The 14,720-nt window shown below is 62.9% G+C and carries 13 protein-coding genes; 3 read left to right on the forward strand and 10 right to left on the reverse strand.

Annotated elements, in window-relative coordinates; all coding sequences use genetic code 11:
- Window positions 1-39: 39 nt before the first annotated feature.
- The 10 genes from tssH to tssA all read right to left on the reverse strand — a co-directional run bounded on the left by tssH (window position 40) and on the right by tssA (window position 10,927).
- Window positions 40-2,730 (reverse strand): type VI secretion system ATPase TssH, encoded by a 2,691-nt coding sequence (tssH, locus tag Q7C33_RS04315; RefSeq protein WP_198796198.1) that lies wholly within the window; start codon window positions 2,728-2,730, stop codon window positions 40-42.
- The gene (gene tssG, locus Q7C33_RS04320) at window positions 2,723-3,772 is read right to left on the reverse strand and encodes a type VI secretion system baseplate subunit TssG (RefSeq protein ID WP_030138234.1); all 1,050 of its coding nucleotides are present in this window, start codon (window positions 3,770-3,772) and stop codon (window positions 2,723-2,725) included. The genes tssH and tssG overlap by 8 nt, the downstream gene beginning before the upstream one ends.
- Window positions 3,736-5,595 carry a type VI secretion system baseplate subunit TssF gene (gene tssF / locus Q7C33_RS04325; protein ID WP_030138235.1) on the reverse strand — a complete coding sequence of 620 codons (1,860 nt, stop codon included), beginning with the start codon at window positions 5,593-5,595 and terminating at the stop codon, window positions 3,736-3,738. The genes tssG and tssF overlap by 37 nt, the downstream gene beginning before the upstream one ends.
- A complete protein-coding gene (tssE, locus tag Q7C33_RS04330; protein WP_323155761.1) occupies window positions 5,592-6,104 on the reverse strand; it encodes a type VI secretion system baseplate subunit TssE in 513 nt (170 codons plus the stop codon). The genes tssF and tssE overlap by 4 nt, the downstream gene beginning before the upstream one ends.
- Window positions 6,098-6,547, reverse strand: a complete 450-nt coding sequence (locus Q7C33_RS04335; RefSeq protein ID WP_030138237.1) for a hypothetical protein — start codon at window positions 6,545-6,547, stop codon at window positions 6,098-6,100. The genes tssE and Q7C33_RS04335 overlap by 7 nt, the downstream gene beginning before the upstream one ends.
- Entirely contained in the window at window positions 6,544-6,999 is a 456-nt protein-coding gene (locus Q7C33_RS04340) for a T6SS effector amidase Tae4 family protein (RefSeq protein ID WP_030138238.1), read from the reverse strand. Before Q7C33_RS04340 ends, Q7C33_RS04335 begins: the two co-directional genes overlap by 4 nt.
- Window positions 7,000-7,080: 81 nt before the next feature.
- Window positions 7,081-7,569, reverse strand: a complete 489-nt coding sequence (locus Q7C33_RS04345) for an Hcp family type VI secretion system effector (RefSeq protein ID WP_030138239.1) — start codon at window positions 7,567-7,569, stop codon at window positions 7,081-7,083.
- Window positions 7,570-7,792: 223 nt separating this feature from the next.
- Window positions 7,793-9,289 (reverse strand): type VI secretion system contractile sheath large subunit, encoded by a 1,497-nt coding sequence (gene tssC, locus Q7C33_RS04350; RefSeq protein WP_030138240.1) that lies wholly within the window; start codon window positions 9,287-9,289, stop codon window positions 7,793-7,795.
- Window positions 9,290-9,301: 12 nt separating this feature from the next.
- The gene (gene tssB / locus Q7C33_RS04355) at window positions 9,302-9,817 is read right to left on the reverse strand and encodes a type VI secretion system contractile sheath small subunit (protein ID WP_025216163.1); all 516 of its coding nucleotides are present in this window, start codon (window positions 9,815-9,817) and stop codon (window positions 9,302-9,304) included.
- 81 nt (window positions 9,818-9,898) lie between these two features.
- Window positions 9,899-10,927, reverse strand: coding sequence for a type VI secretion system protein TssA (tssA, locus tag Q7C33_RS04360; RefSeq protein WP_407682902.1), 1,029 nt, complete (start codon window positions 10,925-10,927; stop codon window positions 9,899-9,901).
- A gap of 401 nt (window positions 10,928-11,328) precedes the next feature.
- Here tssA and tagH point away from each other — a divergent pair, with 401 nt between their 5' ends.
- From tagH to tssK, 3 genes are all read left to right on the forward strand, one after another.
- Window positions 11,329-12,789 (forward strand): type VI secretion system-associated FHA domain protein TagH, encoded by a 1,461-nt coding sequence (gene tagH, locus Q7C33_RS04365; RefSeq protein ID WP_407682903.1) that lies wholly within the window; start codon window positions 11,329-11,331, stop codon window positions 12,787-12,789.
- Window positions 12,790-12,858: 69 nt separating this feature from the next.
- Entirely contained in the window at window positions 12,859-13,365 is a 507-nt protein-coding gene (gene tssJ / locus Q7C33_RS04370) for a type VI secretion system lipoprotein TssJ (protein ID WP_030138243.1), read from the forward strand.
- Window positions 13,366-13,380: 15 nt separating this feature from the next.
- Window positions 13,381-14,715, forward strand: coding sequence for a type VI secretion system baseplate subunit TssK (tssK, locus tag Q7C33_RS04375; RefSeq protein ID WP_030138244.1), 1,335 nt, complete (start codon window positions 13,381-13,383; stop codon window positions 14,713-14,715).
- Window positions 14,716-14,720 lie beyond the last annotated feature (5 nt).

The following is a 14,720-nucleotide window of genomic DNA, read 5'->3' on the forward strand; positions in this document are numbered from 1 at the left end:
AAGCCCGCTCCCACAGGGGTTATGCGGTGTTCCTTCGGGTCAGGCCGCGTCGCTGAAATCGTACTTCAGTTCGTTGTCCACGGCACTGATCCGCACACCGGCCAGGGCCTTGCCTTCGAGCATGCGAGTCAGGAACTCGCGGCTCATGTCCGGCAGCAGGCTGTTGGTCAGGATGGTGTCGATCATGCGCCCACCGCTTTCGGTTTCGGTGCAACGCGAGACAATCAGGTCGATCACCGCGTCGTCGTAGTCGAAGGCCACTTTGTGTGTGCTCTCCACGCGCTTCTTGATGCGGTTGAGTTGCAGGCGGGTGATGGCCTTGAGCATCTCGTCGCTGAGCGGGTAGTACGGGATCGTCACCAGGCGACCGAGCAGCGCCGGCGGGAAGATCTCCAGCAACGGCTGGCGCAGGGCCTTGGCAATTTCTTCCGGCTCTGGGACGTTTTGCGGGTCCTTGCAGACCTGGGCGATCAGCTCGGTGCCGGCGTTGGTGGTCAGCAGGATCAGGGTGTTCTTGAAGTCGATCACCCGGCCTTCGCCGTCCTCCATCACGCCTTTGTCGAAGACCTGGAAGAAAATCTCATGCACGTCCGGGTGGGCTTTTTCCACCTCGTCCAGCAGCACCACGCTGTACGGTTTGCGCCGCACGGCTTCGGTCAGCACGCCGCCTTCGCCGTAGCCGATGTAGCCCGGTGGCGCGCCCTTGAGGGTGGACACGGTGTGGGCTTCCTGGAACTCGCTCATGTTGATGGTGATGACGTTCTGCTCGCCGCCGTACATGGCTTCGGCCAGGGCCAGGGCGGTTTCGGTCTTGCCCACGCCGGAGGTGCCGGCGAGCATGAACACGCCAATCGGCTTGCTCGGGTTATCGAGGCCGGCGCGGGAGGTCTGGATGCGCTTGGCGATCATCTGCAAGGCATGGTCCTGGCCGATGATGCGTTTCTTCAGGTGCTGGTCGAGGTTGAGCACGGTTTCCAGTTCGTTGCGGGCCATGCGGCCCACCGGGATACCGGTCCAGTCGGCGACCACCGAGGCCACGGCCTGGTAATCAACGGTTGGCAGGATAAGCGGGTTCTCTCCTTGCAGGGCGGTCAGGCGCTGTTGCAGGTCCACCAGTTTCTCGCGCAGTTCGTGACTTTCGTTGTCGCAAGCGTCGCTGCTGTCTTCGCTGTCCACCACGCCAACGCGTTCGCGCAGGGTGGCGCGGGTTTCCAGCAATTCGTCCACCAGGGTTTTCTCTTCGGCCCAGCGGCTTTCCAGTTCGGCCAGGCGTTCGCGCTCAGCGCTCAGCAGGCTTTCGCTGTGGGTCTGGCGAGTGCCGATGACCACGCCAATCGCGTGTTCGCGGGCGATGATCTGCAGCTCGGTTTCCAGTGCTTCGATGCGCCGGCGGCTGTCGTCCACTTCGGCCGGCACGGCGTGCAGGCTGATGGCGACGCGGGCGCAGGCGGTGTCCAGCAGGCTCACGGATTTGTCCGGCAGCTGGCGTGCGGGAATGTAGCGGTGGGACAGCTTGACCGAGGCTTCCAGGGCTTCGTCGAGGATCTGCACCTGATGGTGTTTTTCCATGGTCGAGGCCACGCCGCGCATCATCAGCAGGGCTTTGTCTTCCGACGGCTCGGCCACTTGCACCACTTGGAAACGACGGGTCAGGGCCGGGTCTTTTTCGATGTGCTTCTTGTACTCGGCCCAGGTCGTGGCGGCCACGGTACGCAAGGTGCCGCGGGCCAGCGCCGGCTTGAGCAGGTTGGCCGCGTCGCCCGTGCCGGCGGCGCCACCGGCACCCACCAGGGTGTGGGCTTCGTCGATGAACAGGATGATCGGCTTCGGCGAGGCCTGGACGTCTTCGATGACCTGGCGCAGGCGCTGTTCGAATTCACCTTTCATGCTCGCGCCGGCCTGCAACAGGCCTACATCGAGGCTGCGCAGTTCCACGTCCTTGAGGGACGGCGGCACGTCGCCGGCGACGATGCGCAGGGCGAAGCCTTCGACCACGGCGGTCTTGCCCACGCCGGCCTCACCGGTGAGGATCGGGTTGTTCTGCCGGCGGCGCATGAGAATGTCCACCAGTTGGCGGATCTCTTCGTCACGGCCAACTATGGGGTCGAGCTTGCCGCTGCGGGCCTGCTCGGTGAGGTCGACGGTAAAGCGCTTGAGGGCTTCCTGTTTGCCCATCGCACTGGGGGCCATGGCGCCGCTGGCTTCGCCCGGCACGCTGCCCGCGTTGAAACCGTCGCTGGCGGTCAAGGCGTTTTCCGGCGAGTCGCCGACGTATTCGTCAAAGCGTTCGCTCAGGGCTTCGACCTTGACCTTGTCGAACTCCGACGACAGGCCCAGCAGCGCATGGCGCAGGCTCGGCGTCTTGAGGATGCCGAGCACCAGGTAACCGGTGCGCACCTGGCTTTCGCCGAACATCAGGCTACCGTAGACCCAGCCGCGTTCCACGGCTTCTTCGACATGGGAGGACAGGTCGGTGATCGACGTCGAACCCCGTGGCAAACGGTCCAGGGCCTCGGTCAGGTCACGGGCCAGGCGCGCCGGCTCGATGTTGAACTGGCGGATGATGCGGTGCAGGTCCGAGTCCTGCAATTGCAGCAACTGATGAAACCAGTGGGCCAGTTCCACGTAAGGGTTACCGCGCAACTTGCAGAATACGGTGGCGGCTTCGATGGCTTTGTAGGCCACGCTGTTGAGTTTGCCGAACAACGCGGCGCGACTGATTTCACCCATGCTCATGGCTCCTTGAGGTCTGTGAGGTGTTGGCCTGTTCGGCGTAATGCCTGGCCAGTATTAGATCGTTGGCATCTTTTTCAGGACGTCCCAGCCAGGTGTTGAAGCCCAGGCGGAAACGGCCATTGAGTTGTAGTGCGGGCACTTCGGGCTGTTCCAGGACCAGGTTGAGGTCCCAGTCCAGCTCGTGGCCCAGGTATTCGGCGACCCAGGCCACCAGCTCGTTGAACGGTTGGCTGCCGGGCAGCATGCCCATGTAGTCGACGAGCTTGAGCGGCCCCAGGCGAATGCGGAATTTGTGCTGGCGATCCCAGACGAACCGGCCCAGGCAGAAGTCCACGCCCAGTTGAGCGTTGACGCCCACGCGGCTGCGTTCCGGTAGTTCCAGCCATTGACCGACGTATTCTTCGATCTCCACCGGCAGGCCGAAGTACTCGCTGAGGATCGCCTTCAAACCGTCCGGGTAGCGGGTTTGTGCCGACAGGTGGCCGCTGTAGTGCAGCTTCGCCGTGTCAGGGATCAGCCCCTGGTTGAGCAGGCTCGGCATGCCCCGGCCGCTGAGTGCCGCCAGGCGCGCCGACCAATAGTCATCGTCCGGGCGGTCGTGGCTGACCGTTGGCCGTGCTTCGGCCCAGGCCCGGTAGAACAGGCTGAGCAGGCGATGGTGGAACACGTCGAGGAAGCGCTTGCTGGTGCTGTCGCCGTTGTTGCGCTGGCGCTCGCGTACGTACTCGGTGATGTGCAGCGGCATCGGGCCGTTGGGGCCGCCGAGGCCGAAGAAGAACTGCTCCAGGCGCGCGGGCGTACCGTCGCCGCCCGGTTGCACCGAGGCAAGGGTGGCCGGGGCGAAGGTGCAGTCGGCTTGTTGCCCGAGGCGCAACGGGTCATCGGCCAGGCGCAGGGAATGGCCCAGGCGCGGCAGCTCGGGGGTTTCGCATTCGATGCGCCGCAACGCCTGGAAGAAGTCGTATTCCCAGGGTTCCTGGTGCATCGCTTCCAGGGTACTCACAGGGTCGGACGACGTCCGGGCTTGGCTTTCCATCGCATGATCTCGCCGCGTTCGGTGGTACGGATCACCGTCTCGGTAAAACTGTTGATCGACACGTAGCGTGCCAGGAAGCGTTCCAACACCGCGCCGAGCAGGAACACCCCGGTGCCGCGAAACGCGTTTTCATCGAATTCCAGGGTGATCTCCAGGCCTCGTCCGAAGACGATCGGGCCAGGCATCGGCAGGCGTCGGGTGCAGGGCTTGCTGCTGACCTCGCGCAAGCCTTCGATCTGCAATTGCAGCGCCGCGTCGTTGCTGTCGCCATACAGGCGCAGCAGTTCGCGCAGGGCGGCGGCGCCTTGGCCTTGTTCGCTCAACGACAAGTAGTTCAGCGACAACTGGCTGATCAGCCGCCAGGCCTTGGCGTCGTGGGCGTGGCTGGCCCGCGGCCGACTGGGCCCGGCGACGCAGCGCACCGCGCCCACCGGGGCACTGTCGGCGAGGGTGAAGTCGGTCTTGCCGTTGCCCACGCTCATGAACAGCGGCAGGTCGCGGTTGGTGCACAACGCGGTCACGCCCAGCTGGCGCAGGTCGTGGCGGTAGGGCGCTTGCTGGCTGTCCACCAGGCTGACAAAGGTCTCGCTGCCGACATAGGTCGAGCGCGGCCCGTTGCGGCGCTGGTCGCTGGACAGCACGCGGGGTTCGCGCCGTACGGTGTAATAGGCCTTGTCGCGCCCATAGCGGGACGGATCGCGCACGGCATAGAACGGCAGGAACGGTTGCTCTGGCCCGGTGCCGTGGCCGGTCAGCCCGGTCAGCGAATGCACTTCGAAATCCATCGGCCGGGTGCGGTCGGCAATCACGTGGTGTTCGTTGACCCGGTCCGACAAGTGAATGCGGTCCAGGCGCTTGGGAAACAGGTTGATCGCCGGGGTGCAGAACGGCAGGAACTGCGAGGCGCCGACGCTGCCTTCCAGGCTCGGATCGTGACGGTCGAACAGCACGATCAACTCCAGTTCCTGGCCGTCGCAGCGCTTGACTGCGCGACTCAACTGGGTGAAGTCGACAAACAGGAAACGGTGGGGCAGGGCGAAGTATTCCTGCAACAGGCGATAGCCCTGGAACGCCCGCGACACCACTGGCAGGGCGGCTTCGGCGTCATCGAAACCCTGGGAGCGCAACGCATCCTGCGGCAGCCGCTCGACCCAATTGCCGCCCGGCTGGCGCGCAAACACCGCGCAGGCGTTACCCAGCAGTTGCTCGTAAAGGCGGAAAGGTTGCTCGTCTGCACCGCTGAGGTACAGCGGCAGGTTGTCCAGGGCCAGGCTGTTGAACGGCAGCTCGGCGCCGGTGCGCAGGGTCAGGCGCAGGCCAGCCTTGGCTTTCGGTTCGCTGGCGGCCAGGCGTCCAAGCACGGCGGACGGGTTGCCGAAATACTCGGCCTGGCTGACCTGCAGCGGCCACAACGTCACCGCGTGGGCAGTGCGGTACTCGCAGCAGGTCTGGGATTCGCGACCCAGGGCGGCGCGCATGATGGTGTCGCGGGGCAGCGGGAAACCACTGCTCAGGGAGCCTTCGTCCGGGTCGGCCTGCATCTGCACCACGGTCATCGACGGTGTCGGCGCCAGGTAGTGCGGGTAGGCGATCTCCAGCAGGTTGTGAGTGAACGTCGGGTATTCGGCGTCGAGCTTGAGTTGCACCCGCGCCGTCAAATAGGCGAAGCCTTCCAGCAGGCGCTCGACGTACGGGTCGGCGCAATCCATGCCGGCCAGGGTCAGCCGACTGGCGATCTTGGGGTATTCCTTGGCGAACTCCGCGGCGCTTTCGCGCACGTGGTGCAGTTCCTGGTTGTACAGCTCCAGCAGGCGCGGGTTCATGGGCGTCTCCGCTGGTCGGCGTTGACCACGCGCACGTGGCCGGTTTCCAGGTCCAGGTCGGTTTGCAGCATCAGGCGCAACGGCACCGGCTGCGCCCAGAGGTCGCCTTCGATCTCGAAGCTCAGGGCGTTGTGGTTCATCTCGGCCGTCGCCCGGGCCCGCACGCGCAAGGTGTGGCGCAGGATGCGCGGCTCGAACGTGGCGATGGCCTGGTGGATCAGGGTTTCCAACGCGGGGACGTCAACGTTCGAAGCACTGTTGCCCGCCAGCGCCGGCAGCCCGAAATTCACCACTGAGGTACCCGCCGGGGTATGCAGCGTGGCATCGGCGTCGAGCAGCGAGGTGGTGTTGAGCAGCCATGCCAGGTCACGCAGCACCGAGGCTTTCAACTGGGTCAGGGAGAGCACGCGCTTGTCGGCGCTTTCCTTGGGGTTGGTCGGATCGTCGTCGGTCAACCGGTCCAGCAGGGACGGTTGCAGGCGATCGCGGGTGGCGATTTCGGTTACCACGTGAAAAGGCCCGTGTAATCCTTCTGGTCACCTGTGCCAGTCATGCAGCTGGCAGTACGAGCGATTATCGAGGGTTCGAGTTGTCCATTGATCTGGCGTATGGCGCGATACTCGGAGCGACACTCCTGATTGTTATGGGGGCCAGCAGATACATGGACAACGATGACAATAGGCACCTCGCCGAAGGTCTCGACGTGGGGTTTGCCTTGTCGATCGACCCTGAACTGGCAGGGCCAGGCCAAGTCGAGTGGCATCAGGGTCTGGTCGGGTTTGCGCAGCGCGCAGCGCGCCTGGTCGTTCGCCAGCTTCAGCGTTTGCCCGCCCATCGAGACGATCTGCTCCACCGCTAGGGAGGGCGTTGCCGAGGGGGATTGCTCCTGGGCACAGGCGGTCAGGCTGGTCAACAGGCAGCCGACCCATATCGCGCAATGGGCCTTGATCATACGAGCTCCCAGAACCAGATCGCTCGGGCTCGATAGGCCGGATCGTCATAACCTAGGGTCAGGCCACGGTTCCAGAGGTCGATATGATCTCCGGTGCGACCTTCCGAGGCTTCTCCCACTTGCTGGAAACAATCCTTGAAGAAAATCAGGCCAGTCTTGTCTTGCAGCTTGCGCCGGTCCGCGGCCGTTCCGCCAAGGATCAACGGGCGGCCCAGATGATGTTTCCACAGCCAATTTGCCAATGACTCGGCCCCACGTGCATGCCCATGGGCGCATTTGGGTTCGGTGTAGGTGGACTTGTTGACCTTGATGGTCAGTTCAGTATTGAGCGTGATGCTCATGCGAATCGCGCACTGGTTTGCCCAATGGCCGTCGCAAGGTTTCGCGTCGGGATAGGTCACCAGCAAATCGGAATACGCTTTCCACAAATTGATAAACGAAGGCTTGGCCATGACTCAGACACCGGACAGAAAGGGATGGGATGCGAGCAAGCACCAAACACCCCCGGCGCGAGGCACCGGGGGTGTGTTCGATTACACCTTGACGTTCTGACGGATGTTCCAGCCGAACTTGACCGGGCCGCCTTCCTTGGTGCCGTCGGCTTTCTGCGGCTGGTAGTCGACCAGCACCTTGGCGAAGTTCAGGGTGATGTTTTCAGTCAGGCGATCATCGCTGCCCGAGCCACCGGTGCTCAGGGAAGTGATCAGCACTTCTTCCAGGTTGATGATCATGTACTCGACCTGGCTTTCACCACCGGCCTTGCGCACGGTCAGCTTGACCTTGTCGACGTGCTTGCCGCTGGCGCAGTGCATCATCAGGTTCGGCGAAGCCTTGTCGACGTACTTGGTCAGCGACAGGTCCTGGATGTTGACCTTGCCCGCGCCACCGCCGCTGCCGACGTGCATGTTGCCGGACTGGGACATGCCCCAGCTCCAATTCAGGACGTCGATCTCGTCCTTGTGGGCCTTGTCCATGGACTCGCCCTTGATGTCGCCAATCTTGATGAAAATATCAACAGCCATGTTTTCTCCCTGTGTGGTCTCTACCACATTGTTTGGTTGACGCTGACCTTGCGAAATTACTGCTGTTGAACGTTACGCAGGCGATCTCCAATCCACTGAAGATCCCCTGTGGGAGCGAGCTTGCTCGCGATAGCGGAGTGTCAAGTTCAGGCATGACAACTGATCCACCGCCATCGCGAGCAAGCTCGCTCCCACATTGGCCCTTGTTCCGTTCAGTAAAGCTTTACGCGCCCTTGGCCGAAGGCAGTTTCGATACCAGGCGCAGCGACACGGTCAGCCCTTCGAGCTGGTAGTGCGGGCGCAGGTAGAACTTGGAGTTGTAGTACCCCGGGTTGCCTTCGACTTCTTCGACGATCACTTCGGCGGCAGCCAGTGGATGCTGGGCCTTGGTGGTCTCGGTGGAGTGCGCCGGATCACCGTCGACGTAGTTGAGGATCCAGTCCTGCAACCAGCGCTGCATCTCGTCCTTCTCTTTGAAGGAACCGATCTTGTCGCGCACGATGCACTTCAGGTAATGGGCGAAACGGCAGGTGGCGAACAGGTACGGCAGGCGCGCGGCCAGGTTGGCGTTGGCGGTGGCGTCCGGGTCGTCGTATTCGGCCGGTTTCTGCAGCGACTGGGCGCCGATGAACGCGGCGAAGTCGGTGTTTTTCTTGTGCAGCAGCGGCATGAAACCGTTCTTCGCCAGTTCCGCTTCACGGCGGTCCGAAATGGCGATCTCCGTCGGGCACTTCATGTCCACGCCGCCGTCGTCGGTCGGGAACGTGTGGGCCGGCAGGTTTTCCACTTCACCGCCCGATTCCACGCCACGGATGCGCGAGCACCAGCCGAAGTGTTTGAACGAACGGTTGATGTTCACCGCCATCGCGTACGCAGCGTTGGCCCAGGTGTACTTGGAGCTGTCGGCGCCGTCGGTGTTTTCTTCGAAGGCGAAGGCTTCCACCGGGTCGGTCTTGGCGCCGTACGGCAGGCGCGCCAGGAAGCGCGGCATGGTCAGGCCGATGTAGCGCGAGTCTTCCGATTCACGCAGCGAACGCCAGCCGGCGTATTCCGGAGTGGTGAAGATCTTGGTCAGGTCGCGAGGGTTCGACAGTTCCTGCCAGGAACCCATGCCCATCACGGTGGGCGAAGCAGCGGCGATGAACGGTGCGTGCATCGCGGCGCAGACTTTCGACAGTTCGCCCAGCAGTTCCACGTCCGGTGGCGACTGGTCGAAGTAGTAGTCACCCACCAGGCAGCCGTAAGGCTCGCCGCCGAACTGGCCGTATTCTTCTTCGTACATCTTCTTGAAGATCGGGCTCTGGTCCCACGCGGTGCCCTTGAATTTCTTCAGGGTCTTGTGCAGGTCAGGCTTGGAGATGTTGAGCACGCGGATCTTGAGCTGCTCATCGGTCTCGGTGTTGTTGACCAGGTAGTGCAGGCCACGCCAGGCGCTTTCCAACTGCTGGAAATCCGGGTGATGGATGACCTGGTTGACCTGGGCGGTGAGCTTGGCGTCGATGGCGGCGATGATCGACTCGATCGACTTGATGGCATCGTTGGACACCAGGTCGGTCTGCGCCAGGGCCTGTTCGGCCAAGGTGCGCACGGCGGTCTCGACGGCTTCGCGGGCGCGTTCGGTCTTGGGTTTGAATTCTTGCAGCAACAGCGAGGCGAACTCGCTGGTTTCTTCGGTGGCGCCCAGGTTCTGGGGCTGATTGTCGCGTACCAAATCGTTCATGATCGTTAGTCCTTAAGCCTTGGGCTCTGCGTCGGCGGGCTTCGGCGCGCTCGCCAGGGCCTGCAACAGCGCTGGGTCCTTGATCGCCTTCATGATGATTTCCTCGGCGCCGGTCTTGCCGTCCATGTAGGTCAGCAGGTTGGCCAACTGAGTGCGCGCTTCGAGCAGCTTGTTCAGCGAATCGACCTTGCGCGCCACGGCTGCCGGGCTGAAGTCGTCCATGCTTTCGAAGGTCAGGTCCAGGCTCAGGTTGCCTTCGCCGGTCAGTTCGTTAGGCACATGGAACGCCACGCGCGGCTGCATGGCCTTGAGGCGCGAGTCGAAATTGTCGACATCGATCTCGAGGAACTTGCGATCGGCCACCGGTGCCAGAGGCTCGGCGGGCTTGCCGGCGAGGTCGGCCATGACGCCCATGACGAAGGGCAACTGGACCTTTTTCTCGGCGCCGTAGAGCTCGACGTCGTACTCGATCTGCACTCGAGGCGCGCGGTTGCGCGCGATGAATTTCTGAGAACTTTGCTTCGCCACGTTGCTGCTCCTGGTCGCTTGAGCGACGGTGTTGGCGTCATCGGGGGTACCTATGACGTGACTGCGTGATCCGCTCGCTTTTTATTCGCTTTCCGGGCCGCGCAGGTTTTCAAATTGACTCATGCCGTCGGGAATCAGATTGCGCACGATCGCCGCAAAGTCGGCGTGCACCAGATTCTTCGCCCGGTTCAACAGCACCGGCAGCGGGCTGGAGGGCTCGTGGCGGGTGTAGTACGCCAGGATCCGGTCCAGGCTGCGCAGCACGTCGTCACGGTTGTTGATTTCCCCCGGGACGGTACTGCCGCGCGGCGCGCTCGGTGCGCTGGGGTGTTCAGCCGGCGCGGTGTGGTCGGGTTCGACGGGATCGGCGAGGTCGCTGTCGCCGCTCTGTGGGGCGAACTGACCGAGAATCTGCAGGGCCATCTTCAGCGGTTGTTTCAACGGGCCGAGGTCCACGCCCTGGGCGGAACCGACCTGGTCGCTGACTTGCTGTTCGATGGTTTCGGCGGCGCTGCGGGCTTCCAGCAAGGCGGCACGGATGGTTTCCAACTGCTCGGGATCGCTGTCGAGCAGGGCCCCGGCAAGCTGTTCGGCACCGAGGCTTTCATCGGCAAAACTCTGCAAGCCGCTGGCATTGGCGGCGGCGCGCAGGCTGACGGCACCGAATGTCCGTGAGCGGGCCAGGATGCTTTCACGCAGCAAGCGAATGGTGACGTCCGAGGTCAGGCCGGCGAGGGCGTTGATGCGCACGGTGGGGTCATTGTCGTCATCGGCGTCCAGGCGCGGATGCAGATCAGCCCAATACTGCTTGAGCAGTTCGCTGATCAGCGTCAGTACGCGGGCGAGGCCGGGAATGCCTTCCAGGGCCAGGGAGCTTTGCAGCAGGAAATGGGTGATGCGCAGGTCTTTGCTGCGTTGCAGCAGGTCCAGGCTCTGCTGCTGGATGCTGCGCCACTCGGGAGGTTCGGCAGGCAGGATCGAATCGCCCATGCTGCGCTCGGGTTGGCCCCGAGAGTCGCGTTCCAGGCGCAAGAAATCCGCGTCATATTCCAGGTCTTCACCGCAAGGCGAATTCGCGGAAACGGCGGCGAGCAACAAAGGCACATCCACTTGGATCGATCTCCCTATCACCCGCTGAAGAAGTCGGGCAGTGCACACGCAAGTTTCGGATGAAACTCCACATGTTCCTTGATGATAATGGCGCTATAAGTGCGAGATGATCTTAAAGTGCCATCATGTATATTCAAGAAGTTGTGCATTTTTGGTGTAGTACTTATCCGTTGTCAAGGTAAGCTATTTCGCCGATGTGACAGTTGTGAGGTGCTTAACAACCCGCGCGACCCATGGGTCGAAGCGCGCACCGATGCAGGGTTTTTGTCATGCGGGCCGGTTAAGATCAGCAATCATGCTGGCAAAAAGCCGTTTCGGGTTGTTTGCAAGGTGTGTGGCGCATAGCCGGCGCCGCTCCCAATGTATCGTCGGCGACAAGAAGTATTCAGCAAGGAGGCGAGATGCCGCTGTGTTTGACTATCACTAGTTATCACAAGATTACCCCCGGACAGTGCTCTGAAAAGACCTTGGGCCAGGGGGTGATGGCAATTGGCCGCAATTCCGATAATGACTGGGTATTACCGGATCCGGAGCGCCTGGTCTCGGGCAAACATTGCGTTATCCAATATAAGGATGGGCGCTATTACTTGACCGATAACAGCACTAACGGTGTGGAATTGGTCAAGGCCGGTATTCGCTTGCGCAAAGGCAACAGCGAGCCGTTGCAGGACGGCGAAGTGATCCGCATCGGTGACTACGAGATCCAGGCGCGGGTGGACTTCGACCTGCCGATGACCGACAGCAACCCGTTCGCCGAAGCCCCCAGCAGTTTCGAAGCCTTGATGGGACGCCAGAGTGCCCCCGTGCATACGCCTTCGCCAATGCCCGTGAGTACGCCGGCGCATTTCCAGGGTGTGTCGTCGATGGACACGCTGCCGGACCTGTTCGATTTTCTCGCGCCGACCAGCGTCCCGCCGGCCACCCAGCCGGACCACGTGCCGGCCGAGCAGCATGATTTCCGTCCGCCTACGCCGATTACACGCCCGAGCCCACCACCGGTGGCTGAGCCAGTGTTCGAGCCGGTGGCCGTGACGTCCGCCCCGGTCATCCCGGATGACTGGGACCCGTTCAGCGACAAGTCTGTGGCGGTGGCACCGATGCCCGTCGCGCCGCTGCCTGAGCCGGTTTCCATGCCGTCGCTGCCGGTGCTTGAACCAGTACCCCCGCCGCCGATCCCTGTGGTTGAAGTTGTTGCGCCGATTGAATCCGCGCCACAGCAAGAAGCGCCGGTCAGCCGCGTCGAGCCGACAGCCACCCCGGCGCAAACCTCTCAACCGGACCTGCTGCAAGCCTTCCTGCGTGGCGCCGGGCTGGATCAGCTGCGCCTGGACAAGGCCAACGCCGAAGCCCAGATGGAAAGTATCGGTCGCAGCTATCGGTTGATGGTCGAAGGCCTGATCGATGTACTGCGCGCCCGCAGCAGCCTCAAGGGTGAATTCCGCATCCAGCAGACGATGATCCAGCCGGTGGAAAACAACCCGCTGAAGTTCGCCCCCAATGTCGACGAAGCGCTGCTGTTACTGCTGCGCCATGGCAACCAGGCGTTCATGGCGCCGGATGCGGCGGTGCGCGACAGCTTCGATGATCTGCGTGCCCACCAACTGGCGGTGATGGCCGGCGTGGAAGCGGCGATCAAGCATTTGCTGGCGCGTTTCGAGCCGGCGCAGTTGGAAGAGCGCATGGGCAAGCCCGGTGGGCTGTCGGGCATTTTCAGCGGCTCGCGACAGGCCCAGTACTGGCAGCAATTCACCGAGCTCTACAGCAACATTTCCCGGGAAGCCCAAGAGGATTTCCAGGACCTGTTCGGTCGCGAATTCAGCCGCGCCTACGAAGAACACAGCACACGACAGCGACGCCGTTGAGCGCCGCCGTCTTATAACAATACTGATCAAGTCAACAACGGATAGCTCAAACGTCATTGAGGACGCAGGATGATTCCCAGGTTTTTACTCGCAGTCGCCGCAGCGCTTCTGCTGACGGCGTGTGCCAAGGATGCGGCCCCACCCCAGCCCGAAGAAGCTGAGGCCGACACCGCCGCCATCGAGTTGCATTTCCATGCCATTGCCGGCCTCAACCCCGGCGCCACCGGACAGCCGGCCCCGGTCCGGGTGCGCATTTTCGAACTGAAAAATGCCGCGACCTTTGGCCGTTCGGATTATTTCGCCTTGGCCGAGCGAGCCCAGGCCACCCTCGGCGCCGACCTGATCGACCAGGACGAAGTGCTGATCCAGCCCGGCCAGCAATTGAGCCTGCAACGCGACCTCGACCCTTCAACGCGGCACATCGGAATCCTGGTGGGCTATCGCGAGCTGGACCAGTCGCTGTGGCGCACGGTGATGAATGTCCCGCCGCGCGAATACACCGAATACCAGATCAGCCTCGACGTGCGCGCCGTGCGCAGCGCCGTCGTCGTTACCCCATCCAGCCCTGCCCAATAAGCAATCGGAGCCCCCATGTCCTGGAACAATCGCGTGGTCTGGTCGGAAGGCATGTTCATTGGAACGCAGCACTTCCAACAGCATGACCGTTACCTGGAAAACCTCATCGACGCACGCAGCCGCCCCTTGTCGGCCGGCGCCTGGGGTTTTTCCGAATTGCTGATCGACCAGGGCCTGCTGGCCCAGGGCAAGCTGGCGATCATTTCGGCGCGGGGCCTGTTGCCGGACGGCACGCCGTTCAACATTCCCCAGGATGACCTGGCGCCAACGCCGCTGAACGTCGATGACAACCTGCGCGATGGCCTGGTCTACCTGGCCTTGCCGCTCAAGCGCGCCGGTGCCCGCGACACCGTGGACGAAGGCGAGGACCTCGGCGCTGCACGTTATGTAAGCCAGGTGTGCGAAGTGCGCGACGACAACGCGCCGTTCGAAAACCGCGCGCCGGTGGCCCTCGGCTCGCGGGCCCTGCGGTTGTTGACCGAGCAGGATGGCATCGGCGACTACGCCGCCATCGGCGTGGTGCGCATCAAGGAAAAACGTGCCGACCGTGCGTTGGTGCTCGACGATGTCTACATCCCGCCGCTGCTGGATGTCATCGCCTCCAAGCCATTGGCGGCGTTCCGCAGTGAACTGCTGGGCCTGCTGCATCAACGTGGCGAAGCCCTGGCCGGGCGGGTGGTGGCGTCCGGTGCCGGTGGCGCCTCGGAGATCGCCGATTTCATGCTGCTGCAACTGGTCAACCGCGCCCAGCCGCTGATCCAGCACCTGAGCCAGTTGAGCCCGCTGCACCCCGAGCGTTTCTACAGCGAACTGGTCAGCCTGGCTGGCGAGTTCTCCACCTTCACCGCCTCCGGCCGACGACCGCAGCAATATCCGCCTTACCAGCACGATGACCTGGCGCTCAGCTACGCGCCGGTGATGCAGGCCCTGCGCGAAGCCTTGTCGATGCTGATCGACAGCAAGGCCACGCCGATCCCGATTGTCGAGAAAGCCTACGGCATCCACGTGGCGATGCTGGCCGACAAGACCCTGCTCGACAGCGCCAGCTTCATTCTCGTGGTGCGCGCCGATGTGCCCGCCGAAACCCTGCGCGGCCGCTTCGGCCAGCAGAGCAAGGTCGGTTCGGTGGAGCACATCCGCGACCTGGTCAACCTGCAACTGCCGGGCATCGGCCTGCTGCCGTTGCCGGTGGCGCCACGGCAACTGCCGTACCACGCCGGTTCCACCTATTACGAATTGGACCGGGGCAGCGACCACTGGCAGCAACTCAGCAACTCCGGTGGCTTTGCGTTCCATATCGCCGGCCAGTTCCCAGGGTTGAACCTGGCGTTCTGGGCGATCCGAGGATAAACCGC

It is taken from the genome of Pseudomonas sp. BP11-1-1 (genome assembly GCF_052112105.1).
Taxonomy (GTDB): Bacteria; Pseudomonadota; Gammaproteobacteria; order Pseudomonadales; family Pseudomonadaceae; genus Aquipseudomonas; species Aquipseudomonas alvandae.